Source organism: Pseudomonas sp. LBUM1666 (genome assembly GCF_059695775.1).
This window is the reverse complement of sequence record NZ_CP166789.1, coordinates 1,964,374-1,988,621: the sequence shown is the minus strand read 5'-3', so window position 1 is coordinate 1,988,621 and position 24,248 is coordinate 1,964,374. Positions and strand designations below refer to the sequence as shown.

General features: G+C 56.3%; 21 protein-coding genes and 1 pseudogene. 10 read left to right on the top strand and 12 right to left on the bottom strand.

The window, feature by feature from the left end; genetic code table 11:
- Positions 1 to 22 precede the first annotated feature (22 nt).
- A complete protein-coding gene (locus ACA056_RS08925) occupies positions 23 to 409 on the bottom strand; it encodes a DUF6124 family protein (protein ID WP_497272013.1) in 387 nt (128 codons plus the stop codon).
- Positions 410 to 805: 396 nt separating this feature from the next.
- Here ACA056_RS08925 and ACA056_RS08920 point away from each other — a divergent pair, with 396 nt between their 5' ends.
- Positions 806 to 1,402 (top strand): helix-turn-helix transcriptional regulator, encoded by a 597-nt coding sequence (locus tag ACA056_RS08920; RefSeq protein ID WP_497272011.1) that lies wholly within the window; start codon positions 806 to 808, stop codon positions 1,400 to 1,402.
- Complete coding sequence (locus tag ACA056_RS08915) at positions 1,392 to 2,270, top strand: queuosine precursor transporter (protein WP_497272009.1); 879 nt, start codon at positions 1,392 to 1,394, stop codon at positions 2,268 to 2,270. The genes ACA056_RS08920 and ACA056_RS08915 overlap by 11 nt, the downstream gene beginning before the upstream one ends.
- Positions 2,271 to 2,327: 57 nt before the next feature.
- Here ACA056_RS08915 and queC read toward each other — a convergent pair whose 3' ends face one another.
- Complete coding sequence (gene queC, locus ACA056_RS08910; RefSeq protein WP_497272007.1) at positions 2,328 to 3,017, bottom strand: 7-cyano-7-deazaguanine synthase QueC; 690 nt, start codon at positions 3,015 to 3,017, stop codon at positions 2,328 to 2,330.
- A 274-nt stretch (positions 3,018 to 3,291) separates the two neighbouring features.
- A complete protein-coding gene (gene srmL / locus ACA056_RS08905; RefSeq protein ID WP_497272005.1) occupies positions 3,292 to 4,440 on the bottom strand; it encodes a PheS-related mystery ligase SrmL in 1,149 nt (382 codons plus the stop codon).
- 463 nt (positions 4,441 to 4,903) lie between these two features.
- On the opposite strand from srmL, the gene ACA056_RS08900 reads away from it, so the two are divergent.
- From ACA056_RS08900 to ACA056_RS08885, 4 genes and pseudogenes are all read left to right on the top strand, one after another.
- On the top strand, positions 4,904 to 5,827 hold the full coding sequence (locus ACA056_RS08900; RefSeq protein ID WP_497272003.1) for a CgnE/CgnB domain-containing protein: 924 nt from the start codon (positions 4,904 to 4,906) through the stop codon (positions 5,825 to 5,827).
- A 270-nt stretch (positions 5,828 to 6,097) separates the two neighbouring features.
- Positions 6,098 to 6,295, top strand: a pseudogene (locus ACA056_RS08895) (helix-turn-helix domain-containing protein); the annotation flags it as partial.
- A gap of 96 nt (positions 6,296 to 6,391) precedes the next feature.
- The gene (locus ACA056_RS08890) at positions 6,392 to 7,513 is read left to right on the top strand and encodes an HlyD family secretion protein (RefSeq protein WP_497272001.1); all 1,122 of its coding nucleotides are present in this window, start codon (positions 6,392 to 6,394) and stop codon (positions 7,511 to 7,513) included.
- On the top strand, positions 7,510 to 9,102 hold the full coding sequence (locus ACA056_RS08885) for a DHA2 family efflux MFS transporter permease subunit (RefSeq protein WP_497271999.1): 1,593 nt from the start codon (positions 7,510 to 7,512) through the stop codon (positions 9,100 to 9,102). The genes ACA056_RS08890 and ACA056_RS08885 overlap by 4 nt, the downstream gene beginning before the upstream one ends.
- 9 nt (positions 9,103 to 9,111) lie before the next feature.
- Here ACA056_RS08885 and ACA056_RS08880 read toward each other — a convergent pair whose 3' ends face one another.
- Complete coding sequence (locus ACA056_RS08880) at positions 9,112 to 9,552, bottom strand: carboxymuconolactone decarboxylase family protein (RefSeq protein ID WP_497271997.1); 441 nt, start codon at positions 9,550 to 9,552, stop codon at positions 9,112 to 9,114.
- Between the two features lie 204 nt (positions 9,553 to 9,756).
- On the opposite strand from ACA056_RS08880, the gene ACA056_RS08875 reads away from it, so the two are divergent.
- The gene (locus tag ACA056_RS08875) at positions 9,757 to 10,182 is read left to right on the top strand and encodes a hypothetical protein (RefSeq protein ID WP_497271995.1); all 426 of its coding nucleotides are present in this window, start codon (positions 9,757 to 9,759) and stop codon (positions 10,180 to 10,182) included.
- Here the strand turns inward: ACA056_RS08875 and ACA056_RS08870 are convergent.
- The 3 genes from ACA056_RS08870 to ACA056_RS08860 form a co-directional block, all read right to left on the bottom strand.
- The gene (locus tag ACA056_RS08870; RefSeq protein WP_497271993.1) at positions 10,130 to 11,572 is read right to left on the bottom strand and encodes a mechanosensitive ion channel domain-containing protein; all 1,443 of its coding nucleotides are present in this window, start codon (positions 11,570 to 11,572) and stop codon (positions 10,130 to 10,132) included. The genes ACA056_RS08875 and ACA056_RS08870 overlap by 53 nt on opposite strands.
- A gap of 203 nt (positions 11,573 to 11,775) precedes the next feature.
- Positions 11,776 to 12,402, bottom strand: coding sequence for an isochorismate family cysteine hydrolase YcaC (ycaC, locus tag ACA056_RS08865; protein ID WP_074878621.1), 627 nt, complete (start codon positions 12,400 to 12,402; stop codon positions 11,776 to 11,778).
- A gap of 128 nt (positions 12,403 to 12,530) precedes the next feature.
- Positions 12,531 to 13,397: a pirin family protein gene (locus ACA056_RS08860; protein ID WP_497271991.1), complete on the bottom strand. Its 867-nt coding sequence runs from the start codon at positions 13,395 to 13,397 to the stop codon at positions 12,531 to 12,533.
- 104 nt (positions 13,398 to 13,501) lie between these two features.
- On the opposite strand from ACA056_RS08860, the gene ACA056_RS08855 reads away from it, so the two are divergent.
- The 3 genes from ACA056_RS08855 to dkgB all read left to right on the top strand — a co-directional run bounded on the left by ACA056_RS08855 (position 13,502) and on the right by dkgB (position 15,967).
- Positions 13,502 to 14,410 (top strand): LysR substrate-binding domain-containing protein, encoded by a 909-nt coding sequence (locus ACA056_RS08855; RefSeq protein WP_497271989.1) that lies wholly within the window; start codon positions 13,502 to 13,504, stop codon positions 14,408 to 14,410.
- A gap of 95 nt (positions 14,411 to 14,505) precedes the next feature.
- A complete protein-coding gene (locus ACA056_RS08850) occupies positions 14,506 to 15,045 on the top strand; it encodes a PaaI family thioesterase (RefSeq protein ID WP_497271987.1) in 540 nt (179 codons plus the stop codon).
- 118 nt (positions 15,046 to 15,163) lie between these two features.
- Positions 15,164 to 15,967 (top strand): 2,5-didehydrogluconate reductase DkgB, encoded by an 804-nt coding sequence (gene dkgB / locus ACA056_RS08845; RefSeq protein ID WP_497271985.1) that lies wholly within the window; start codon positions 15,164 to 15,166, stop codon positions 15,965 to 15,967.
- Between the two features lie 3 nt (positions 15,968 to 15,970).
- Here dkgB and ACA056_RS08840 read toward each other — a convergent pair whose 3' ends face one another.
- From ACA056_RS08840 to mgtA, 5 genes are all read right to left on the bottom strand, one after another.
- Positions 15,971 to 19,189 carry a transporter substrate-binding domain-containing protein gene (locus ACA056_RS08840; RefSeq protein WP_497271983.1) on the bottom strand — a complete coding sequence of 1,073 codons (3,219 nt, stop codon included), beginning with the start codon at positions 19,187 to 19,189 and terminating at the stop codon, positions 15,971 to 15,973.
- Between the two features lie 12 nt (positions 19,190 to 19,201).
- Positions 19,202 to 19,828, bottom strand: a complete 627-nt coding sequence (locus ACA056_RS08835; RefSeq protein ID WP_497271981.1) for a response regulator — start codon at positions 19,826 to 19,828, stop codon at positions 19,202 to 19,204.
- Between the two features lie 111 nt (positions 19,829 to 19,939).
- Complete coding sequence (locus tag ACA056_RS08830) at positions 19,940 to 20,353, bottom strand: response regulator (RefSeq protein WP_497271979.1); 414 nt, start codon at positions 20,351 to 20,353, stop codon at positions 19,940 to 19,942.
- Positions 20,354 to 20,481: 128 nt separating this feature from the next.
- Complete coding sequence (locus ACA056_RS08825) at positions 20,482 to 21,198, bottom strand: MgtC/SapB family protein (RefSeq protein WP_497271977.1); 717 nt, start codon at positions 21,196 to 21,198, stop codon at positions 20,482 to 20,484.
- Positions 21,199 to 21,369: 171 nt separating this feature from the next.
- Positions 21,370 to 24,072, bottom strand: a complete 2,703-nt coding sequence (gene mgtA, locus ACA056_RS08820; RefSeq protein ID WP_497271975.1) for a magnesium-translocating P-type ATPase — start codon at positions 24,070 to 24,072, stop codon at positions 21,370 to 21,372.
- Positions 24,073 to 24,248 lie beyond the last annotated feature (176 nt).

The following is a 24,248-nucleotide window of genomic DNA, read 5'->3' as shown; positions in this document are numbered from 1 at the left end:
TCCATTGGGTAAAGGCACACGATTATTCAGCGTTGGCAGTTGGACGACCTTCAGACGAACCCCGGGGCGGTTCCAGGTTGTCCAGCGCTCGATTGACCAGCAATTCGCCCAGCGCGGACAGTTGCTGAATACCCACAATGACATGGCGACGAGGGCCTTCCAGTTCACGGGCGAGATCGGTGGCCATGACACTGAGGGAGGCGAGGGTTTCAGAGGCGTGACAGAGCAGGGATTCCGTGTCGACATCCGGAACGACGGCGAAGAAATAGTTGGCAGATGCGGGACGTGTGTGATTGCGCAGGGGCACGCTGACGAGTTGTTCGGTGACTTTGGCGGGACTGGATGAATCGACGGTGTCGTCGGCCGGAAGGTCTGACGGTTCAATTGCGATTGAGGTGATCTTTTTCATGCCGGAGCTCCTTGCAAGGGTAAGAAAGCGTCCGTCTCTTGCCCTCAACCAGGATTGGGTGACGGCTATACAGGGCGGACCGGTAGATTTATTACCAGAAAATTCCATTTAATTAATCAAATAAATGAACATCTGTGTAATTAAATGATTCTCGCCAAATTAATATTTTTTGGCTCTTCCTAGTTACTGTAAGAAAATTCTATAGCCTGAGTAGGCGGCGTCCTACATGCAATATCAGAACTCAATCGCGGCAATAGAAAATATTCCACAGATGTTTAACCTGCGTGAAAAATTATCTTTTTTGTCCAGTGGCCAGGCGTGTAGGATGCTGCACTTAAAGCGAATCACCTCCATACGTGCAATCTATTGCAACGACAAGCAAATGGTAAATATCTAATGCACAAGAAAGATAGAACGGAAAAGTTAAAAAACAACATCAAGTATCTGATAAAGAGCCGTGGAGAGACTCGGCTTTCCTTGTGCAATGCTAGCGGATTGACCAGAACGACCATCTATAACATTTTGGAAGGAAGGGTTGTCCACGTACAACAATCTACCATTCAAAAAATATCGGACTTTTTTGGCGTGTCTTATAAGGAAATAGAGACACTAGATTTTGAAGAGAAAGAAATAATAGAGAGTAGCGTCTCACCACATGGGAACATGAATCCCGCAGCAGTCCCGGTCATTAGAGAGAGTTTGCTGATTGAAAGTCTGGACAAAAGAATTGGTGAGTTGGCCATCACGCATCCGCTGACATATTACTTCGGCACGGCCTGCAATTTAATAGGCGTGCTTCTGGAGAATGGAATTAGTGGAATGAACGAGCCCGGAGATATCTTGATAGTCAAGAAGGGTTTATCGAGTGGCGATGGAGAAAAATTGGCATACGATAAAACAACAAAAAAACTACGCATTACCACTGACGGCTTTGACACTGAAACTAGCTACATTATTGGAACAGTGATCGAGGAAAGATTTAATGGCAACTAACAACGAAGCCGAAAATAGCAAATACAAATTGTTGGGTTTTGAGAAAAATAAAAACCTTGTCGTTATCATGGTGATCTCTACAGGGAAAATTATAAAAGTAAAGCTAGGCGAGATACTGAAAAGCGAAATAATAGATAACCTCAGCAAGGTGGAAATCAAGGACATATACCGAAAATATTATTCTGGCGGTACTGCGTTAACCACCTACGAAATGAATGATCGCAATGAAAGGTCGTGGATGACTTACGTTGCCCTCAACCTGCTTCTTTTCGCACTTTACATCTTCACAAATGTTGCCTCGACGAAACTGGTATACATAAAACTATTTGACATCGTTGTTACGCCGGGTGTTTTTCTATACCCACTAACCTTTTTAGTTGTTGACATACTGAATGAATCTTACGGACTCAGACTCGCGAGACGAGCCATACTGTTCGCTTTTGCAAGTAATGCATTTATTATAATTTTGCTGAGCACCACCAGCTATCTTCCAGGCTTAACTGGTTGGAAACTTGACGAACCCTACAGCGAGGTGATTACACATGTGTCATCTGCATTAGTAGCATCCTGCATTTCTTTCCTTTTTTCTGAATACGTCAACTCTTATCTTCTGTGCAAAATAAAAAAAAATACAAACTCAAGATTTTTATTCTTGCGAGTATTTTTCAGCACTTTTTTTGCCGTAATAATAGACAGTTTCATTTTTTGCTTTATTGCGTTTTATGAAACCATGCAAAACAGCGATATCCTTAAGATAATTTATGTACAAATAGCCATAAAAATGTGCTTCGCCATTTTCAATATTCTGCCAGCCTATGTGGCAAGATCATTATTTAAAAGATACATATCTGAAGCTAAAACCGCATAAGACTTAGGGGAGTGTAAATTAGCGGCTAATCGCCCCTCCCCCGTTATGCGCTACATCCTATAGTTCTAATTTAACTTTTAGACTGTGAATAACCTCTGCTCTATCTTCCAAAAACTCACTCAACCCTTTTGAACGAAGACTACAAGCATCACAGTCACCACATCCACTCCCCATTATCCCGTTGTAGCAAGTCAATGTATGGTAACGAATCAAATCCAGCTGCTTATGGTAATCAGCCAAGGCCCATGTCTCTGCCTTATTCAACCGCATAAGCGGCGTCTCGATTCGTATCTTATAGTCCATGCCCAAGTGGATGGCGCTGTTCAACACCTTAACAAACTCATCACCACAATCAGGATAACCAGAGCTCTCTGTTTCACACACACCTGTAATGACAACTTCAGCGCCAACCTGATAGGCATAAATAGAAGCCAACGTTAAAAACAAAATATTCCTGCCAGGCACGAACGTATCAGGCACGCCGTTCCCCGTACTCCTTGCAATTGGAATGTGGTCGCGCGTCAAACTGCTAATGGCCAGTTCGCTCAACAATGAGGTGTCTAATACTTTGTGCACCTTCACGCCAAGCTGTTTTGATAGCTGTTGCGCCACTTCGATTTCCGCACGATGGCGCTGGCCATAATCAAACGTAATGCAATGAATTTCATCGTACATCGGCAATGCATGGATCAAGCAGGTGGTCGAGTCTTGTCCGCCGCTGAATACGATAACGGCCTTTCTGGTCATGGTTCGTTCTTCCTTGGAGGTGTCCCGGCAGGACGCCGGGGCCGTTGACCCTACCGGGAAGCTCAAATTCTGGATGTGGGAGGTTTCCGAAATGACCGTCTCCGATTTCCGTTTGTGTCATTTCTATGCTGGATTCCCGCGGGATTTTCAAAACAGTCATCACTGATGACCCGCTTCATACGGCAGTTACGCGGTCCCTGTGGGAGCGAACTTGCTCGCGATGAACGATTACACGGTGCCTCAGTGACTACTTGGGCGTTCGACAATGGCGGTTTCAAGCCTTTGGAATATCCATTCTGTAACCCGCCCCCGGCGCACCTTCATGCAACGCTGACTGAATGTTCGCATACAAGGCGTTCGCCTCGTGGGTAGTGATTGATCGCGAACAATCACGCAGTACAACGCGCAGAAGCACATTTTCCTGGCCCGGCAGCAGTCCGAGGCGTTCAATTGCCTGCACAGGTAAATCCGAGAATCCCCAACGTCCCTTGACCTGCATCTCCTCGATCCAGTCAGAGTTGTCGCCAGCAGCTTGTAACATCCTCTCGGTCAACACTTCCTCACTTAACCCCGGCGTTACCGCCAACGAAATATCACGAGCAATCGAAGGCAAACGTGATACAGCGCTCCAGGGATTCAAATCATGCATCTGCGCCTGTACTCGTACGTTCTGATCACGTAGCAAGCGAATATCCGGAATTCCCTTGCGCAGCATGGTCAGTCGATCCAACCCCATCCCGAGCGCCAGCCCTCCATGACGCTGCGGATCAATCTTCAAGCGCTCTAACAAAGACGTAGCAATACGACCGCACTCCAGCACCTCGACCGGAGCGCCGTCATTCAACACATTCACTTCGATTCCGCCCTCCGTGTAGTGATGCGGGCTATCGCTGTAGACCCAACGCTTGTCAGGAACTGCTGTTTTGAGGATATCGCTGACCAGACGCAACAAGTGGTCATGCGTCGACAGTTCCGAATCACCCAGCACCCAGATATCCATTTGATGTGGTTCTGCGCAATGCCAACGGTCCCGACTATCTCGACGAAAAGTGATACCTGGCGCGGCCAGCAATATCGTCTCCCCCGGTTGCCGCACATGAGCCGCACGCTGAAGTGCCGCCGGAATTTGACTGGTGGTTTGTGTACGCAAAAGGGAACACTCATCGACCCAACGGGTGTGTTCACTCCCAAGAGTGACTTCTGCTGGGTCATAACCCAGCAAACCGTAATTTTCTTCAGCGGACACAATTCGCGGACCGGTCTGAAGTTGCGCTTGGGGCCAGCCTTTTTCAGCAAGCCCCTGAAGAACTTCATTTAACAATAGTCGGACGGCGTGATCGGGAGCGCTTGCCTCGGTAAGATCAACCAGTAGCAGGGCTTGATGGACAGACGTATCTGTCAGGTATTTCTTTGATGCATGCACTATATAGCCCTCTATTAACTGTTGAACATTTGGCTTTAAAAAACAAACTCCACAAACAAACCTAACGACATCAGGTCATCAACCACAACCAAAAAAAATGGAAATATTAAATTTTCAGAACAGGATTACAGATACGCCCTACACAAATAACCTATTGAGCTTTACGAGAACTCCAACAGTCAAATTAATTCTAAAAACCCCCTAATAAACCATTTAACACATCAAAAAATTCTGTATTAATTAGTCCACTCCCAAACATTCCAGGGAGTACAAACCAACAAAATGAAAAAGGAAGATCAAATGAAAAAGAAAAATATCACCAAAGAAAAACTCAACCGAATCACTTCTGGCCCGGATAATTTTGGTTGGGCACCTCTGGCGTGGGCTCACACTGGAGAGTAAATAATACCAATGAGCGACAAGAACTCTCTTGCCGCTCATTGGAAATAAAGAGGAGGATTTTATGTCAACATCAAAAATGATATCGGCGCTCTTCGGTCAGGGGGAGTTATCTATAATTTCGGATTCAGAAGACTTTCTCAGAGAATGTGCGCACCTAGGTTTCAATACGGCAAATATTTCTGAGATTGAGAAACTACCAAAAAATAGTATTATTTTTTCCTTTAGCAATGACGCTGCAAAATTGACGTTTGATATCGCAAAAAACACAAAAAACAAAAAAAGCGTTTTTTGCGCAACGCAAGTGTTCGAGCCTTCCTTAGCTAGTGCACTCTACAGCCTGGAGCTCTTGCTGAGCAACAATTTTGAACATGCCTTATGCACACAGCGATCTGTGTTGAACATGCTCAATTCAAATGAATCCTTTTTCCTGTCTGGTAATGACGCTGATGCGCGCGTCACTATTTTCCCTCACGCACAACCATACGCACTACTTGCCGAAGACATCGAACACGACTTTGTTCAGTCCGTGGCAGAATTTTTTGAAGTTCATTATGCACATATGAACCCACAAGAATCTTGCCCGTTTTCTTTTAGCGGAACTTTGAAAATCGCAGGAATACTGACAGTACTGAGAAAACCTAACCCGACATTGCCAGAAGGATTGAAGATCTCATTAAAATGGCTGAGTGATCGCGTATCGGAAGCAGGGGCATTCTTATCAGTTGAAGACAACATCATCACCTCACTGAAAGTAAACAACGAGGAACATATAAAACTTCTGGATCTTGCGGCTGGTTCTCGCGGACTTACGCTGACCGAGTTCGCTATCGGGGTAAACGAGGCTATCGCGCCAAGTATTGACTACAAAATCAACTCACAGATGAATGAAGGTATCAGTGGGGTTCACTTAGCAATTGGTGATGGATCTTCCGGCTATCACATAGACTTCCTTAGCCCAGCCGTGAGCGTAAGCCCAATACACTAGCAGTTCTATTGGTAACTAATTACTGATAGCACAGAGCAATCGGACCGCGATTGGTTAATACGTCTGTTCCACAGCACCTGCCGCAAGGACGCCTGCGACAGTTCCTACATGGAACTGCATCCCCCAGTAGGAGCTGTCACGGCTGCTATCTTTTGATATCAGTGCTAGCGAAACCTCTCGATAAACAGGACAAACATCTCCGACTTTGAACCGACATTCAGCTTCAAATAGGGATTGGCGAAATGCTCATATGGCTGGCCGTTGACGCCACGGACCATCGGGCGAATTTTCCAGCGTGAAACTGGCACGAGTTATCAGCAATGGCGGCTGATGCGCGCCATCGAGCTGCTCGCTACCGGGCGGAACATTGGCTACAGCGCCTTCGACCTGGGGTTTGCCAGTGACAGTGCATTCATCGCCTTCTTCGAGGACATGACCGGCATCACCCCGGGCAAGTGGCTCAAATAACCACCTGACGACCGGCAACAGAAATCATTTGCCACAAAATATTACCTACGTCATATTACATGCGTAATAAAGACCCGATTCCCACAGGTAATCTCCATGACCAGCATGCCCAGCCTTGAACCCGACCTTGCTGTCCCGGTGAGCACACCCAAGCCTCCCTTGCTCAAACGGTTGATCTTGCTGGCTGCGGTCATCGCTGCCCTGGTGTTCGCCGGGCTGTACGCGACGCACTGGTGGACCGCCGGCCGTTTCATCGAAGAAACCGACGATGCCTACATCGGCGGCGATGTGACGGTGATCGGGCCGAAGGTGGCGGGTTACATCGAAGAGGTGCTGGTCACCGACAACCAGAAGGTCAAGGCCGGCGATGTGTTGATTCGTCTCGACTCCCGCGATTACCGCGCCAATCTCGCCAAGGCCGAAGGTGCGGTGGCCGCCGAAGAAGCGCTGCTCGCCAACCTTGATGCCACCGAACAATTGCAACACGCAGTGATCGGCCAGGCCCGCGCCGGGATCGATGCCGCCGGCGCCGAAACCGCCCGCTCACGGGATGACGATGCTCGCTACAAAAAACTGGTCGGCAGCAACGCCGTCTCGGTGGAAAGCGCCCAACGCGCCAACGCCACCTTCAAGACCGCCCAAGCCCTCAGCGCCCGGGCCCAGGCTGAACTGCTCGCGTCCCAGCGTCAGCTGAACGTGATCGAAACCCAGAAACAGCAAGCCCGCGCCGCGCTGATGCAGGCTCGTGCCGAACGTGATCTGGCGCAATTGAACGTGGGTTACACCGAACTGAAGGCCCCGGTGGACGGCGTGATCGGCAATCGTCGGGCGCGGGTCGGCGCGTATGCCCAGGCCGGTTCGCAACTGTTGTCGGTGGTACCGGCCAGCGGGCTGTGGGTCGATGCCAATTTCAAGGAAGATCAGCTATCGCGAATGACACCGGGGCAACGGGTGATCATTCATGCCGACGTGCTCTCGGGGCAGGAATTCCACGGTCATCTGGACAGCCTCGCGCCGGCCAGTGGTTCACAGTTCAGCGTGCTGCCACCGGAAAACGCCACCGGCAACTTCACCAAAATCGTTCAGCGGGTGCCGGTGCGCATCGTGCTTGATCCGGCCGATGGCGTGCTCGGCCATCTGCGTCCGGGCCTGTCGGTCACCGCTGAAGTGGACACGCGCAAGGAACCTGAAACGCCCGCCGTAGCCAGCGCACCATGAGCCGCGCCCTCGCCGTCCCCGCGCAACCGTTCAATGCCGCCGACATGGCAACGGCGACCAAGGTTTTCGCCTTCGCCACCATGTGCATCGGCATGTTCATTGCGCTGCTGGATATCCAGATCGTCTCGGCGTCGTTGCGTGACATCGGCGGCGGGCTCTCGGCGGGCACCGATGAAACGGCGTGGGTGCAAACCAGTTACCTGATTGCCGAAATCATCGTGATCCCGCTGTCCGGCTGGCTGTCCCGAGTGTTCTCAACGCGTTGGCTGTTCTGCGCATCCGCAGTGGGTTTCACCCTGGCCAGCCTGCTCTGCGGCGCGGCCTGGAACATTCAGAGCATGATCGCCTTCCGCGCCCTGCAAGGGTTTCTCGGTGGTTCGATGATTCCGCTGGTGTTCACCACGGCGTTCGTTTTCTTCACTGGCAAGCAACGGGTGATCGCCGCCGCGACCATCGGCGCGGTGGCCTCATTGGCGCCGACCCTGGGGCCGGTGATCGGTGGCTGGATTACTGACATTTCATCCTGGCACTGGCTGTTCTACATCAACCTGGTGCCGGGGATTTTCGTCGCGGTGGCGGTGCCGATGCTGGTGAAAATCGACCAGCCAGAATTGTCGCTGCTCAAAGGTGCCGACTACTTGAGCATGGTGTTCATGGCGCTGTTTCTCGGTTGCCTGGAATACACCCTCGAAGAAGGCCCGCGCTGGAACTGGTTCAGCGACAGCACGATTGTGACCACGGCGTGGATCAGCGGACTGGCCGGCCTGGCGTTCATTGGTCGAACCCTGCACGTCGCCAACCCGATCGTCGATTTGCGCGCCCTGAAAGACCGCAACTTTGCCCTTGGCTGTTTCTTTTCGTTCGTCACCGGCATCGGCCTGTTCGCCACCATTTACCTGACGCCGCTGTTTCTCGGCCGGGTGCGTGGCTACGGTGCGCTGGACATTGGTCTGGCGGTTTTCTCCACCGGGGTGTTCCAGATCATGGCGATTCCGCTGTACGCCTTTCTGGCCAACCGCATCGATCTGCGCTGGATCATGATGTTCGGCCTGGGGTTGTTCGCGTTGTCGATGTGGGATTTCAGCCCGATCACCCATGACTGGGGGGCTAAAGAATTGATGTTGCCGCAAGCCTTGCGCGGGATTGCCCAGCAATTGGCGGTGCCGCCGGCGGTGACGCTGACCTTGGGTGGGCTGGCACCGGCGCGGCTCAAACATGCTTCAGGGTTATTCAACCTGATGCGAAACCTGGGTGGCGCCATTGGCATTGCCGCGTGCGCGACCATTCTGAATGACCGCACCAACCTGCACTTCACCCGGTTGGCGGAAAACCTCAACAGCACCAATGAAGCACTGAATCAGTGGCTGTCCCAGGTCGGCAACAACTTCGCCGCCCTAGGCCAAAGCGGTGACGTGGGTGTCACCGCCAGCCTGCATCAGCTGTGGCTGCTGACCTACCGCGAAGCGCAGACGCAAACCTACGGCGATGCGTTCCTGATGATCATGGTCTGCTTCATCATCGCCACGGCGATGGTGCCCTTGATGCGCAAGGTGCAACCACCGGCCGCGCCGAGTGCGGATGCTCATTGAGCCCAGGTATCACTCCTGAGGCATTTTGCGGAAACCTACCGCCAGACGGTTCCAGCTGTTGATGGTGGAAATCGCCACGGTCAGGTCGACCATTTCCTTGGGGGTGAACTGCGCGGTGGCCAGTTCGTAGTCTTCGTCAGGGGCATGGGACTGGCTCAGCAGCGTCAGGGATTCGGTCCAGGCCAGCGCCGCACGTTCGCGGGGTGTGAAGAACGGCGTTTCCCGCCAGACCGACACCCCATACAGCCGACGCTCGGTTTCGCCGCCCTTGCGGGCATCGGCGGTGTGCATGTCGACGCAGAAGGCGCTGCCATTGATCTGGGAGGCGCGCAGCTTGACCAGTTCAATCAGGGATTTTTCCAGAGGCAGCTTCGAGACAGCGGTTTCCAGCGCGATCATGGCTTTGAGTGCATCTGGGGAAGCAGTGTAGAAATCGATACGCGGTTGCATGGTGGGCTCCAGTCAGGGGTGTGGAGCTAAGTTAATCCCGCACTGACAGGCAGCAAATAGCCAATTATTGGGAAGTTGAGGATGCCAATGGGCGGGCTTGAAAATAATCTAGATGGGTAATTGCCATCACCGCACCGACACCACTAGAATGCGATTCATTCCTGATAACGCGGCCGGGACGCCGGAATCGAGTACATCCTGCTCATGTCGTCCTCATCCGAAATGCCTTTGCCACCTTCTACTTCGCCGAATTCCGAATCGCGTTGGCACCTGGAATCCTTATTGTGGGAAATGCCGGAACAGGCACGCGAAGCCTTTCTGCTCGCCCAGATTCATGGACATGGCCGCGCCCGGATCGCAGCGCGGCGGTCGGCGAGCAAAAAACCGCTGACGCGTCGACAAACCCTGGTGTATCTAGCCTTGCTGTTGATCGCCGGCCCCGTCGGCATGATTTGGCAACATGCGCCGTTCGAGTACTGGAACAGTCATGACCGTACCCAGGTCGGCACACAGCTTGTTGGCCAGGCGCCTGCTGCCGACTCACTCGATTGCACCCGCGCCCATGACCTTCAAGCCCCTACGCTCGATTGCGCAGCCACTGCAAAAACCCCTTCTTCTGCACAACCCTAGGCGCTTCCTGAGTCAACGTCTGAGCCTTGTTCAAGCGGAAATCCAGTAACGCCTTCATCGCTTCGCTGATGTCATGTCGCGCATCCAGACACGGTTTGAGGTACTCCTTCTCGATCCGGTACAAGCTGCAGAACGTCTTGGCGCTGAAGTCCGCCGGTAGTGCCGTATCGGACAAAATCCCGCCCTCGCCGATCACCTCACCTGGCCCCATGCGCCCGGATTCGAACTTGACCCCACCACGGCTCAGCTCCACCGATACAACACCGGACTCGATGATGAACAAATGATCGCTGACCTCCCCCGCCGGCAGGATCATTTCACCGGCGCGGAAGGTTTGCAGGGTCATGTTCTGGCTGAAGGTTTCTTTCTCTTCCTGACGCAGGGTCGAGAAAATGTTCGACGCGTCCAGCAATGCCCGTGGCCGCGACAGGTTGGCAGGTGCATTGGGTTCGACGTTCGACAGCAGGCTGACACCGCTGGCCTGCAAGTGCCGGAATGCCAGGTCGAACAGCAGATTACGGACCATGCGTTTCTGGTCCATGGAGACCACGAAACCACTGATTTCGTATTCCACGCCGGTGGCGCTGGAACCTTTCAACGCGACACACGGCGCCGGTTTGCTCAACAGATAACGGCAACCCTCCATCGCCCGCTCCAGCGCTTCAATGACGGTTTGCGGACGCGCGTGCGGGCTCAATTGCAGGCTGATGGATACGCCGAAAATGTCACTGGGCCGACTGAAGTTGATGATCTTGGCCTTGGCCGCCAGGGAGTTGGGGATCACCGCCATGCTGCCTTGGGACGTTTGCAGGCGCGTCGCGCGCCAGTCGATATCGGTGACCCGGCCTTCAGTGCCGTCGATCGAGATCCAGTCATCCAGCTGATAGGGTTTGGTGGTGTTCAGGACGATCCCGGAGAACACGTCGCTGAGGGTACTTTGCAAGGCCAGGCCGACGATGATCGCCAACGCGCCGGAGGTCGCCAGCACACCCTTGACCGGCAGATCGAGTACGTACGCCAAAGCCGCGATGATCGCGATCAGGAAAATCACCGCGCCGAGCAAATCCTGGAGCAAGCGCCCTGTGTGCCCGACCCGTTGCATCATCACTGCGCCGATCAGCACCGTCAGGGTGCGCGCGCCGAACAACCACCAGCCGATCTGCAATCCGGTGGCCGCCAGGTGCAGCGGGACGTTGTCGGCCCAGGGCGCCGTCTCCATGGGGTTCAGGCCTTCGTTGAACAGCAGGACACTGAACAACGAGAAAATCACCAACCGCACGACCAGCTTCCAGTTGCTGCCATTGGCACTGAGCAGGCGCCACAGCCCAAGATCGATAAGGATCAAAGCCATCGCGCAGAGCAGCGGGTGATCGGTGAGCAGTGACAGCATCAAGCAACTCCAGCGAAGGCCAATGGCGCGAAGATCTCACACATTGGGCACAGTGTAGGAGTGTTTGATGTCTTCAGAACAATGCAAAACAATGTGGGAGCGAGCTTGCTCGCGATGAGGCCATGCCAGTCACCATTGATGGTGGCTGGCATACCGCTATCGCGAGCAAGCTCGCTCCCACAGGGGATCTATGTTGTCAGGGGTTACTTGCTGTTAGTCAGGGTGTTGTAGCTGGTCATCAGGTTGCGGTAATCCGGGATGTGATTGGAGAACAAAGTAGCCAAGCCTTCCACATCATTGCGCCAGTCGCGATGCAGCTCACAGGCCAGGCCGAACCAGGTCATCAACTGTGCGCCGGAGGCCGACATGCGGTCCCAGGCCGATTGACGGGTCAGTTCGTTGAAGGTGCCGGAAGCGTCAGTCACCACGAACACCTCGAAGCCTTCAGCCAGAGCCGACAGCGCCGGGAACGCCACGCATACTTCGGTCACCACGCCAGCGATGATCAGTTGTTTCTTGCCGGTGGCCTTGATCGCCTTGACGAAGTCTTCGTTGTCCCAGGCATTGATCTGGCCAGGACGGGCAATGTACGGCGCATCCGGGAACAGCGCCTTGAGCTCGGGCACCAGCGGGCCGTTGGGGCCGGTTTCGAAACTGGTGGTGAGAATCGTCGGCAACTTGAAGTACTTGGCCAGGTCAGCCAGGGCCAGCACGTTGTTCTTGAAACGGTCCGGCTCGATGTCGCGCACCAGAGAAAGCAGACCCGCCTGGTGATCGACCAACAGAACGGCGGCGTTATCCTTGTCGAGACGTTTGTAAGAGGTAGTCATGGGAGTAATCCTCGCTTTTTATCGATGCCGAACAGGCCGGCGTGAGAGAAACCTGAAAGTTGGTTAAAACGCGGCCAAGCAAGGGTAGTCGCCCACGCCCGACACGCCACAGCGTTACAACAATGAGTTCATCCGCTCATCCGACCGAACCGGCCTGACTGGAAGTCAGCAAAGGCCTGGTGGATTTCCTGCTCGCTGTTCATCACGAACGGGCCATGGCCGACGATGGGTTCGTCGATTGGCTCACCGCTGAGCAGCAGCACCACTGCGTCGTTATTGGCTTCCAGACTGAGCTGATTGCCATTGCGTTCGAACAACGCCAACTGCCCTTCGCGCACCAGTTCCACACCGTTGACCTGAACCGTGCCACGCAACACTACCAATGCTGTGTTACGACCTTCGTGCAGGTCCAGGGTCAGCAACTTGCCGCCGTTGAGGCGCAGGTCCCAGACGTCAATTGGGGTAAACGTGCGCGCCGGGCCGGTGCGGCCGTCGAACTCACCGGCGATCAAGCGCAGGCTGCCGGCCTTGTCCTTGAGCGGGATGCTCGGGATGTCGCCATCGAGAATCGTCTGGTAACCGGCGTCGGCCATTTTGTCCTTGGCCGGCAGGTTGACCCACAGCTGAACCATTTCCAGGGTGCCGCCGCGCTTGGCGAATCCTTCGGAGTGGAATTCTTCGTGGAGAATCCCGGAGGCTGCCGTCATCCATTGCACGTCGCCCGGCCCGATCTTGCCGCCGCTGCCGGTGGAGTCGCGGTGCTCCAGTTCGCCCTTGTAGACGATGGTCACCGTCTCGAAACCGCGGTGCGGGTGCTGGCCGACGCCACGACGCTCGGTGGTCGGGGTGAATTCAGCGGGACCGGCGTGATCGAGCAGCAAAAACGGGCTGATGTGTTTGCCCAGGTTGTCGTAGGAAAACAGCGTGCGAACCGGAAAACCGTCGCCGACCCAATGGGTCCGTGGGCTGGTGTAGATACCGATGATGTTTTTCATTCCGCCTCCGAATCTGGTGAGTGACGCGATGGACAAAGCTTAAAACTGAACCCTTTGATGCACTAGACTGCAAAAATCAGCCTTAGCGTTCTATATGGAGAACGATGGTGGAAGACCTCAACACCCTCTACTACTTCACCCAAGTGGTGGAACACCACGGTTTCGCCCCGGCTGGCCGGGCGCTGGACATGCCCAAGTCGAAGCTGAGCCGACGCATTGCCGAGCTCGAAGAGCGCCTCGGCGTACGCCTGCTGCACCGCACCAGCCGGCATTGTTCACTGACGGAAATTGGCCAGGCCTATTACCAGCGTTGCCTGGCGATGCGCGTGGAAGCGGAAAGCGCTGCCGAACTGATCGAACGCAACCGCTCCGAACCCCAGGGCCTGGTGCGCGTCAGTTGCCCGACCGCGCTGCTCAACTCCTGGGTCGGGCCGATGCTGACTCGCTACATGCTCAAGTACCCGCTGGTGGAGTTGTTCATCGAGAGCACCAACCGCCGGGTCGACCTGATCCACGAGGGTTTCGACATCGCCCTGCGGGTGCGCTTTCCGCCGCTGGAAAACACCGACATGGTGATGAAGGTGCTGGGCAACAGCACTCAGTGCCTGGTGGGCAGTCCGGCCTTCGTGCCGCGCCTGTCATCACCGGCCTCCCCGGCTGACCTCAGCGGGTTGCCGAGCCTGCACTGGGGCGCGGCGCAGCGTGAATATCAGTGGGAATTGTTTGGGGCGGACGGGGCCTGCGCGGTGATTCGGCATGCGCCACGAATGGTCACCGATGACCTGTTGGCATTGCGTCACGCCGTGGTGGCCGGGATCGGCATCGCTCACCTGCCCAGCGTGGTGGTGCGCGATGACATTGCCGCAGGACGCCTGGTGGAACTGGTGCCGGGCTGGGCCCCCAAGTGCGGAATCGTGCACGCGATTTTCCCGTCACGCCGTGGGCTGCTGCCGTCGGTGCGCGCATTGATCGACTTTCTGGGCGAGGAATTCAGCCACAGCGATATTGCTTGAGGGGCACGACACGCGGGGCTGGCGGAGTTTTTATTTCGGACATAATATCAATCCGGATTACAAGCATAATATTCACTCCGCCCGAGGACATCCCCATGCAAAGCCCGAACCGCGAAGCCACGCTCGCCCAATGGATCGCCCAGGAACAGGCCATGCGCGCCCGTCTCGCCGGCCCTGGCAGTCTGTCCATGGCCGAGGTCAGCGCCCTTTCACCCACCGAGTTTTTCGAAGGCATCGGCAACGGGGAACTTCCCTCGCCACCGATCGGCACACTGATGGACTTCATACCCATCGAATGGTCTGCCGGGGTGTTCATTTTTCAAGGCACGCCGGATTCGCGGCATTACAACCCGTTGGGCAGCGTGCATGGCGGCTATGCCGCGACGTTGCTGGATTCGTGCATGGGCTGTGCGATTCATACGCAGCTGAAAAAGGGTCAGGGTTATACGACGCTGGATTTGCGCATCAGCTATGTTCGTGCGCTGAACGGTGCCAGCGGACCGGTGCGGGCCGAGGGCAAGATTGTTCATCTGGGGCGCTCGACGGCGCTGGCCGAGGGGCGGATTTATGACGTGGATGGGCGGTTGTATGCGACGGGGTCGACCACCTGCATGATTCTTGAGGCGCGGGGGTAGAGCTTAAGATTTTGATTCATGACTTGCGGTAAACATTGCTTTGCCGATCCAGCGGTTTTTCTCATGGGTGCGGGCGCGGATACTCGTGCCCATTCCCACTGCAACCCTGGAGTCATTGATGTCTATTCCCGCATTCGGTCTTGGTACGTTTCGCTTGCAAGGCCAGGTGGTCATCGATTCGGTGAGCACTGGCCTGGAACTGGGCTATCGAGTCATCGATACCGCGCAAATCTACGAGAACGAAGCCGAGGTCGGCGAGGCCATCGCCGCCAGCGGCATTGCCCGTGACGAGTTGTTCATCACCAGCAAGATCTGGGTTGCCAACTTCGCCGGGGATCGCCTGATCGACAGCCTCAAGGAAAGCCTGCAAAAGCTGCAAACCGACTACCTGGACCTGACCCTGATCCATTGGCCGTCTCCGGAAGATCAGGTGCCGGTCGAGGAGTTCATGGGTGCCCTGCTCGAAGCCAAACAACTGGGCCTGACCCGGCAGATCGGCGTGTCCAACTTCACCGTCGACCTGATGGAACAGGCGATCGCCGCGGTCGGTGCCGAACACATCGCGACCAACCAGATTGAACTGCACCCCTACCTGCAAAACCGCAAAGTCGTTGAATTCGCACAGAGCCAGGGCATCCAGATCACCTCGTACATGACCCTCGCTTACGGCGAAGTGCTAAAAGACCCGGTCATCCAGCAGATCGCTGATCGTCTTCAGGCGACGCCGGCACAAGTCACCCTGGCCTGGGCCATGCAACTGGGTTACGCCGTGATCCCCTCGTCGACCAAACGCACCAACCTGCAAAGTAACCTGCACGCCCGCACACTGACCTTGAGCGACGCCGACATGGCGCTGATCGCGGGTCTGGATCGTGGCCATCGACTGACCAGCCCCAAAGGCATCGCGCCCCACTGGGATTAAGCGTCAGGCTCTCTTGAGGCTCTGATCCAGGCGTGCCATGGCGTGCTGCAATTGATCGACGGCCTCGTCGATCAACGTCGCGCGCCCTTCGGCGCAGGCACGCTCCAGATGTTCGCAACACTCGATCAAACGTTTTGCACGAACCATCCGCGCCCCCCCTTTGATGCGATGCGCCAGGTCTTGCAGCCGGTGACGATTGCCACTGACGTGCGCTGCAAGCAGATCATCGCGATCGTAGCGATTGGTCTCAGCCAGCTCGCGCAACAATTGATTGATCAGCGTCCGGTCTTCACCGACATAGAGCTCCAGGCCGGTCAAGTCGATCTCGAACGTTGCTTGCTCTTCAACCGGCGCTGGCGGCTCATTCACAAATCGGGACGCCAACCAGGCACTCAAATCTGCCAGCCGGATCGGTTTGAACAGACAGTCGTCCATGCCCGCTTCAAGGCAGCGGATCTTTTCCTCCGGCTGCGCATTGGCGCTAAACCCAAGAATCAGCGTGGGTGGCAAGCCATTAGCGCGCTCTTCATCGCGTATCGCACCCGCCAATTCATAACCATTGACCACCGGCATGTTGCAATCGGTGATGACCAAATCGAGCTCATGCTCGCGCCACTGCGCAAGACCACGCTCGCCATCCTCAACCTCCAGCACCCGATGCCCCAGGTAGCTCAGCTGCCGTGAGAGCAACAATCGATTGGCCCGGTAATCGTCGACCACCAGAATCGTCAGCAGCCGAGTGGCCACCTGCAATCCGCTATCCGCCCACTCGCCGCAGGTCAATGGTTGCAACGCAATCAGATCAAAACTGAAGTCGACCTGCGTACCCAGTCCGAGGACGCTGTCGAGCTGCAATCGGCCGCCCATCATTTCGCACAAAGTGCGGCTGATCACCAGTCCCAGGCCGGAGCCATTGTGGCCTGACTGCTGGCTGTTACCGGCCTGCACGAACGGGCTGAACAGTCGTTGCTGATCGACCACACTGACACCGATGCCGCTGTCCTCAATACGCACACTGACTGCCAGATGCCCCGACACACCGGGCTCTACTCGCAGTGTCAGACTCACCTCACCTTCACGGGTGAACTTGATCGCGTTGCTCAGCAGGTTGGACAGCACCTGCTTGAAGCGCGTGGGGTCGACTAACACGTCACGATCGCTGTGTTCGGCCAATTCGACCCGCCACTGCAAGTTCTTCTGCCGTGCCAGACCTTCGAAAACCCGGCACACCGACTCCACCAGCGTGCGTAGATTCGCCCGCTCAGGGGTCAGCGACAAATGCCCGGACTCGATGCGGGCGATGTCCAGGATGTCGCCGATCAACGCCAGCAATTGCTGCGCGGCATTGGATGCCACTTCGATGGCGGAGCGATCAGTGAAGCCCTCTTCCGCTCGCTTCAGCGCCAGTTCGAGCATGCCGATCAGGGCATTCATCGGCGTGCGGATTTCATGACTCATGGTCGCCAGAAAGGTAGTTTTGGCACGGTTGGCATCGTCGGCGGCGTCCTTGGCGTCCTGCAATTGCCCGAGCAGTTGTTGGCGTTGACTTATCTGCCGACGCTGCCAGGCAATCCAGGCCAGTGCGAGCAACAGCAAGGCGCCCGCAACGGCAAACGCCTGGAGAATGCCTTGGCGATGACGCAGCCAGTAGCTGTCATCGACCACCACATCATTGCTCCAGCGGGCTAACAGCTCATCCATCTCCCGGGGCGAAATGCTCAGCAGTGCCTTGTTCAGAATCGAGTGTAACTCCAGCGCTCCACGGCTGGTGGCCAGAGCGATACGCGCCGGTTCATCACCCACGGTGCTGCTGATCCGCAGACGCTCGCGGTATTGCCGGGTGATCAGATACCGAGCCACGATCAATGAGCTGACTGCCCCGTCGGCCTGGCCCTTGATCACCCACTCCATACCCTGCGCCGGACTCTGCACTTCGACCAGACGTACACTGGGCGCCCGAGCGCGGATGAACCCGAGCAACGGATGACCGCGATAAATCGCCAGGCGTTTACCGACCATGTCATCCAGGGTCCTGGGGCTTCCCGGGGTGGTCGCACTGACCAGTACAAACGGATTGTTCAAGTAGGCCCGAGTGAAACGCAGGTCGACTTCGCGTTCGATACCGGGCGTGACCACAGGTAACACGTCGATCTTGCCGTCCTTGAGTTGCTGGATCTGCTGATCGAGGGAGTTACCCCGCTGCACCTTGAAGGTCAAGCCGCTGCGCTGACTGATCAACGTCAGCAATTGCGCGGTCAACCCGCTGAGTTGTCCCTGTGCATCGTAAAAAGTCAGCGGTGCAAAGCTCTCGACGGCCCCCACTTCCACCGTCGGATGTTGATCCAGCCAACGTTGCTCACTGGCGCTCAAACGTACTCGCTCTTGACCCGCCATGTTGGCTCTTCCGGCACTCCAGCGCTGCTCGATGGCCGTGCGCTGATCCATGGGAATCGCCGCCAGAGCCTTATCGACAATGCTCTTCAGACGGGGGTTGCCCCGGCTGAAGGCAAAGCCAAACGGATTGGCGTCCAGGCCGGAAGGCCCCACCATGCGAACGTTACTGAGGTAGTTGTTATTGATGAGGTAATTGGCGCTGATGAAGTCCCCGAGGTACACATCATCCTGCCCGAACGCCACCGCCCCGATCGCGTCGAGTGCAGAGGGGTAGCGTTGCAAGCTCGCCTCGGGATAGAAGGCTTCGACAGTCTGCGCCTGCAGATAGTCATCGACCATGGCGATGCGTTTGCCCGCGAGGTCGACAGGCATCGAGTCGTCCAGGCGGGTAACCAGCATCGGCTGATCTTCGGCATAGGCACTGGACCGGGTCAACTCCGGGTCAGCCGCCTCAAAGTTGTTAGACGTGCCAAGCAGATCCAGATCATCGCGTTTGAGCGCATCCATGGCCGCTTCGCGTGTGCGATAACGAAGCACGTCGATTTTTACGTGCAGCAGTTGCCCCAACAGTGCGGCATAGTCTGCGGTGATGCCTTCCAGCTCATCAACGTTTCGCGTGATCTCGAACGGTGGGTAGTCCGGCCCCGACACCCCGAGGCGCAAGACTCGTTTGCCACGCAACCACTGCCAGTCTTTTTCATCCAGCTGGACCTGATAACCCTCCACCGCGGAACGCCCCAGCACATGCAAAAGCTTTGGCTCATCGGCCGCCGTCACCGGTGCTCCCAGTCCACAGAACAGCAACAGAGCCCACAAACAATCGCGCATGATCGGGCTCACTCAGATCAGATGATTACGCTTGGCAAAATCCCTCAGGTACACCGCCGATTCCACGTTGAGTTTTCCAACCAAACGGGTCTTGTAGGTGCTGACGGTTTTGTGACTCAAGTGCATGATTTCAGCGATCGCCTTGTTACTGATGCCCCGGGCCAGATGCTGAAAGATCGTCAGTTCCCGGTCGGAGAGTTTATCGATCATCTGCTTTTCACTGCGTTGCATCGAAGTCAGCGACACCGACGCCGAGGGTAGCTGGGCGAAATAGGTGTAACCGGCCATCACGGCGTGCACGGCGCGGTGCAAGTGCTGCAAGTCATTGGACTTGGCGATATAGCCTGCGGCGCCGGCGTGCATGCAACGATCCTGATAAAACATGGGTTCCAGGGACGTGAAGACCAGTACTCGGCTGGGCACCCCACTGGTCTTGATCCGCGCCAGTACATCCAGCCCGTCGAGCGAGGGCATCACCAGATCCAGTACCACCAGATCAGGCTTGTGTTCGCGGATCTTCGATAAGACCTCATTACCACTCGCCGCTTCGTGTATCTGCTTGAAACCCTCCTGCACCAGTACGATTTTGACTGCGGCGCGAACCACCGGATGATCGTCCACAATCAACACTGACTTCATGGCAACTTCCTGTGCAAAAAAACACGACGATTGAGCAATCAATGCCCATGAACCCGGCCCGGTTGAACGCACCGGCTGCGCATAGACTTTTGCATGGAAAACCGGGCACAACTACCTGACAGAAATGACAGTACCGACGAACGGTAGATGTGAATCGATGATCGCCATGAGCCGCCCAATGGACGCCAAATCAGGCAGCGTCGCGTGGCTCACCTCGACCGTCTGTTGGACGCAGGCAGGAATGGGCGGCAACTGCGCTTGCTGACCGTCGTAGATCAATGCGTGATGAACCTGTGGGTTATCGAGGAAAAAATCGAGCAGATTCAACGCTCCACCCGCCAGCGATGCATTGATGACCACCAGATCAAATGGCTCGCAACCGTACTCGACCAGGGTCAGCAGTTCTTCAAGGCTGTGCACCGGTGCTATCCGGTAGTAGTCGAGTTGATTGAACAGTCGCTCGACCTTCATGCGGTGAAAATGCAACTCGTCGGCGATCAGGATACGTAAGGCTTTGTTCAACAACGTGGGCCCCCAGGAGAGTGGCAGATTCGTGAGGGCGCAAGGCTACGGAAGACCCGCCGAGCTTTCTGTAGGACTTCCTAAAAACCAGGGCGCTTCCTCCGGTGGCAGAAGGAAAATCGAAAGAACGACTATTCCGTGGTACTCGGACTCCAGAACGCTTGCACCACCAACGTCGACGTCGAAATCCGCCCCACCAGTGCATCCAGTTCATCGCCATCGACCGACGTTGTCGCCAGCGTTGCTTCGATTTCGATCTCATCCGTGCCGAACGCGTGCACATCCATATCGCTCGCCGGGTAGTTGCTGCGCTCAAGCTCTGCCTCTAACAAGGCCAGTACCGCCTGTTGTTGCGAGCGCCGGGCGATCACGTACACGATGTTGGTGACTTCCGCCGAAATCACATCCAGCGGCTGACGGTTGATGTTGTTGACGATCGGCCGCAGCAAGGTATTGGCCGCCAGTACGAACAACGTGCCCAGCAGCGCTTCGAGCAGCAGGTCGGCGCCTGCGCAAGCCCCCACCGCCGCCGAAGCCCATAGGGTGGCAGCGGTGTTGAGCCCGCGGACATTGCCTTCCTCGCGCATGATCACCCCCGCACCGAGAAAGCCGATCCCGGAGACCACGTAGGCCACCACTCGCACGGCACCTTCGGCACCACCGAGGCGGTTAGCCATGTCGACAAAGATCGTCGCCCCCACAGCCACCAGCACATTGGTGCGCAGGCCGGCGGTGCGTTGGCGGTACTGGCGCTCGAAACCGATCAGGCCGCCGAGGATGAAGGCCGCGCTGAGGCTGACCAGGGTGTCGACCAAGGAGGTCAGGTTGATGTTGTTGAGCGCTTGCATAAAAAATCCTTGAGTAACACACGACTCCTGTGGCGAGGGGGCTTTCCTGTGGGAGCGAGCTTGCTCGCGATGACGGCGGCACATTCACTGTCTATGTGACTGTCAGACCGCTATCGCGAGCAAGCTCGCTCCCACAGGAAAGCTCCCTCGCCACAAAGGAACTGTTCGGCTTTATTGCCAGCCAAACCGGCGGATATAGAACCCCTTCACCGCCTGGGTCAGTGCCATGTACGCCAGCAGAATCACCGGCAGGAACACGAAGTACAGCGACGGTAGCGCCTGCAATTTGAAGTAGTGCGCCAGCGGTCCCATCGGCAAGAAGATGCCGACGGCCATGATGATTCCAGTCATCACCATCAGTGGCATCGCTGCGCGGCTTTGCAGGAAGGGGATTTTCGGCGTGCGGATCATGTGCACGATCAGGGTCTGGGTCAGCAGCCCGACCACGAACCAGCCGGACTGGAACAGGGTTTGATGGTCCGGGGTATTGGCGTCGAAGACGTACCACATCAAGGCAAACGTGCTGATGTCGAAGATCGAGCTGATCGGTCCGAAAAACAGCATGAAACGCCCGACGTCCACCGGCTGCCAGCGTTGTGGTGTTTTCAGCATGTCCTCGTCGACGTGATCGAACGGGATGGCGATCTGCGAAATGTCATAGAGCAGGTTCTGCACCAGCAGGTGCATCGGCAGCATCGGCAGGAACGGGATGAACGCACTGGCCACCAGCACCGAGAACACGTTGCCGAAGTTCGAGCTGGCGGTCATTTTTATGTACTTGAGCATGTTGGCGAAGGTCCGCCGCCCTTCCAGTACGCCCTCCTCCAGCACCATCAGGCTTTTCTCCAGCAGGATGATGTCCGCCGCTTCCTTGGCGATGTCGACGGCGCTGTCCACCGAAATGCCGATGTCTGCGGTGCGCAGCGCTGGCGCGTCGTTGATGCCGTCGCCCATGAAACCGACCACATGACCGTTCCCCTTAAGCAAACGCACGATGCGTTCCTTGTGCGACGGGGTGAGTTTGGCGAAGACGTTGGTGGTCTCCACCGCTACTGCCAGTTCGGCGTCGCTCATGCGCTCGATGTCGTTGCCCATCAGCAGGCCTTGCTGCTCCAGGCCGACTTCGCGACAGATCTTCGCGGTCACCAGATCGTTGTCGCCGGTCAGCACTTTTACGGCCACGCCGTGAGCGGCCAATGCCTTGAGGGCTGGCGCGGTGCTTTCCTTCGGTGGATCGAGAAACGCCACGTAACCGATCAGCGTCAGCGCCTGTTCATCCGCCAGGCTGTAGGTATCGCGCCCTTCAATCATTGGCCGTGCGGCGACGGCGACGACACGAAGTCCTTCGGCGTTGAACGATGCGGTGACCTGGCGAATCCGCACCAGCAATTCATCGCTCAGTGCTTCATCGACCTCGCCATGACGCACCCGCGTGCAGACCGCCAGTACTTCTTCCACCGCGCCTTTGCAGATCAGCAGGTGCGAGTAATCGCGCTCGGCGACCACCACCGACATGCGTCGGCGAGTGAAGTCGAACGGGATCTCGTCGACCTTGCGGAACGCCGTGCCGACTTTCAGTTCACGGTGGATTTCCACGTGCTCGAGCACCGCCACGTCCAGCAGGTTTTTCAGGCCGGTCTGGTAGTAGCTGTTGAGGTAGGCCATTTCCAATACGTCATCGGAATCGCTGCCCCAGACATCGACGTTACGCGCCAGGAAGATCTTGTCCTGAGTCAGGGTGCCGGTCTTGTCGGTGCACAGCACGTCCATGGCGCCAAAGTTCTGGATCGCATCGAGGCGTTTGACGATGACTTTTTTACGCGACAGGAACACCGCGCCCTTGGCCAGGGTCGAGGTGACGATCATCGGCAGCATTTCCGGGGTCAGGCCCACGGCAATCGACAGCGCGAACAGCAACGCCTGGGTCCAGTCGCCCTTGGTGAAGCCGTTGATGAACAACACCAGCGGCGCCATGACGAACATGAAGCGGATGAGCAGCCAGCTGACTTTGTTGACGCCCGTCTGGAATGAAGTGGGTGCGCGATTGGTAGCGCCAACCCGCTGGGCCAAGGCGCCGAAATAGGTGTTGTTGCCGGTGGTGAGAATCACCGCCATGGCCGTGCCGGACACCACGTTGGTGCCCATGAACAGAATGTTGTCGAGGTCCAGCGGGTTACGGGTGTCACTGTCTTGCTGACGGCGGAATTTTTCCACCGGCATCGATTCGCCGGTCATCGCGGCCTGGCTGACGAACAAGTCTTTGGCGCCGAGCACCCGGCAATCGGCGGGAATCATGTCGCCGGCCGAGAGCACGATCAGGTCGCCTGGCACCAATTGCTTGATCGGCAGCTCAGTGCGCGACGCATCCCGACGCAACACCGTAGCGGTGTTGCTGACCATTGCCTTGAGGGCATCGGCGGCTTTGTTGGATTTGGTTTCCTGCCAGAAGCGCAGCAAGGTCGAGAGCACCACCATGGAGAAAATCACGATGGCGGCTTTCATGTCTTCGGTCAGCCAGGAGATGACCGCGAGCAAGGTCAGCAGCAGGTTGAACGGATTTTTGTAGCAGTGCCACAGGTGCGTCCACCACGGTAGCGGCTGTTCGTGCTCGACTTCGTTGAGGCCGTATTGCACGCGCAGTGCATCGGCTTCGAGTTCGCTCAGGCCATCGGTGTGGCTGCCGAGATTGTCCAGCAGTCGGCCGGTGTCGCTGTTGGCAGCGCTCACCAGGGTTTGCGCCAGGGTGGGCGGCACCTCGCGGCTGACCGTGGTGTCGGTGAAGTTTTCCAGCAGCGCCAGTCGACGGAAGTGTCGGGCGATGTGGCGAGTGCGCAGGAATCCGGCGAAGAATTCTTTGAGCAGGGTCAGGTTCATGGCAGTTCCCCCAGGGTCAGCCGGGAAACCTTCAAGCAGGCGTGTCGATACGCCGCGATGACGACACAAAGTCGAACATCACGCACGGTTCAGCGTCGATGAGAGGGACGTCGGGATACGGACCAGGACTGGCCGCGATCGGGATGCCGCTGCTCGCTTTTCGGCGAGACAACGGC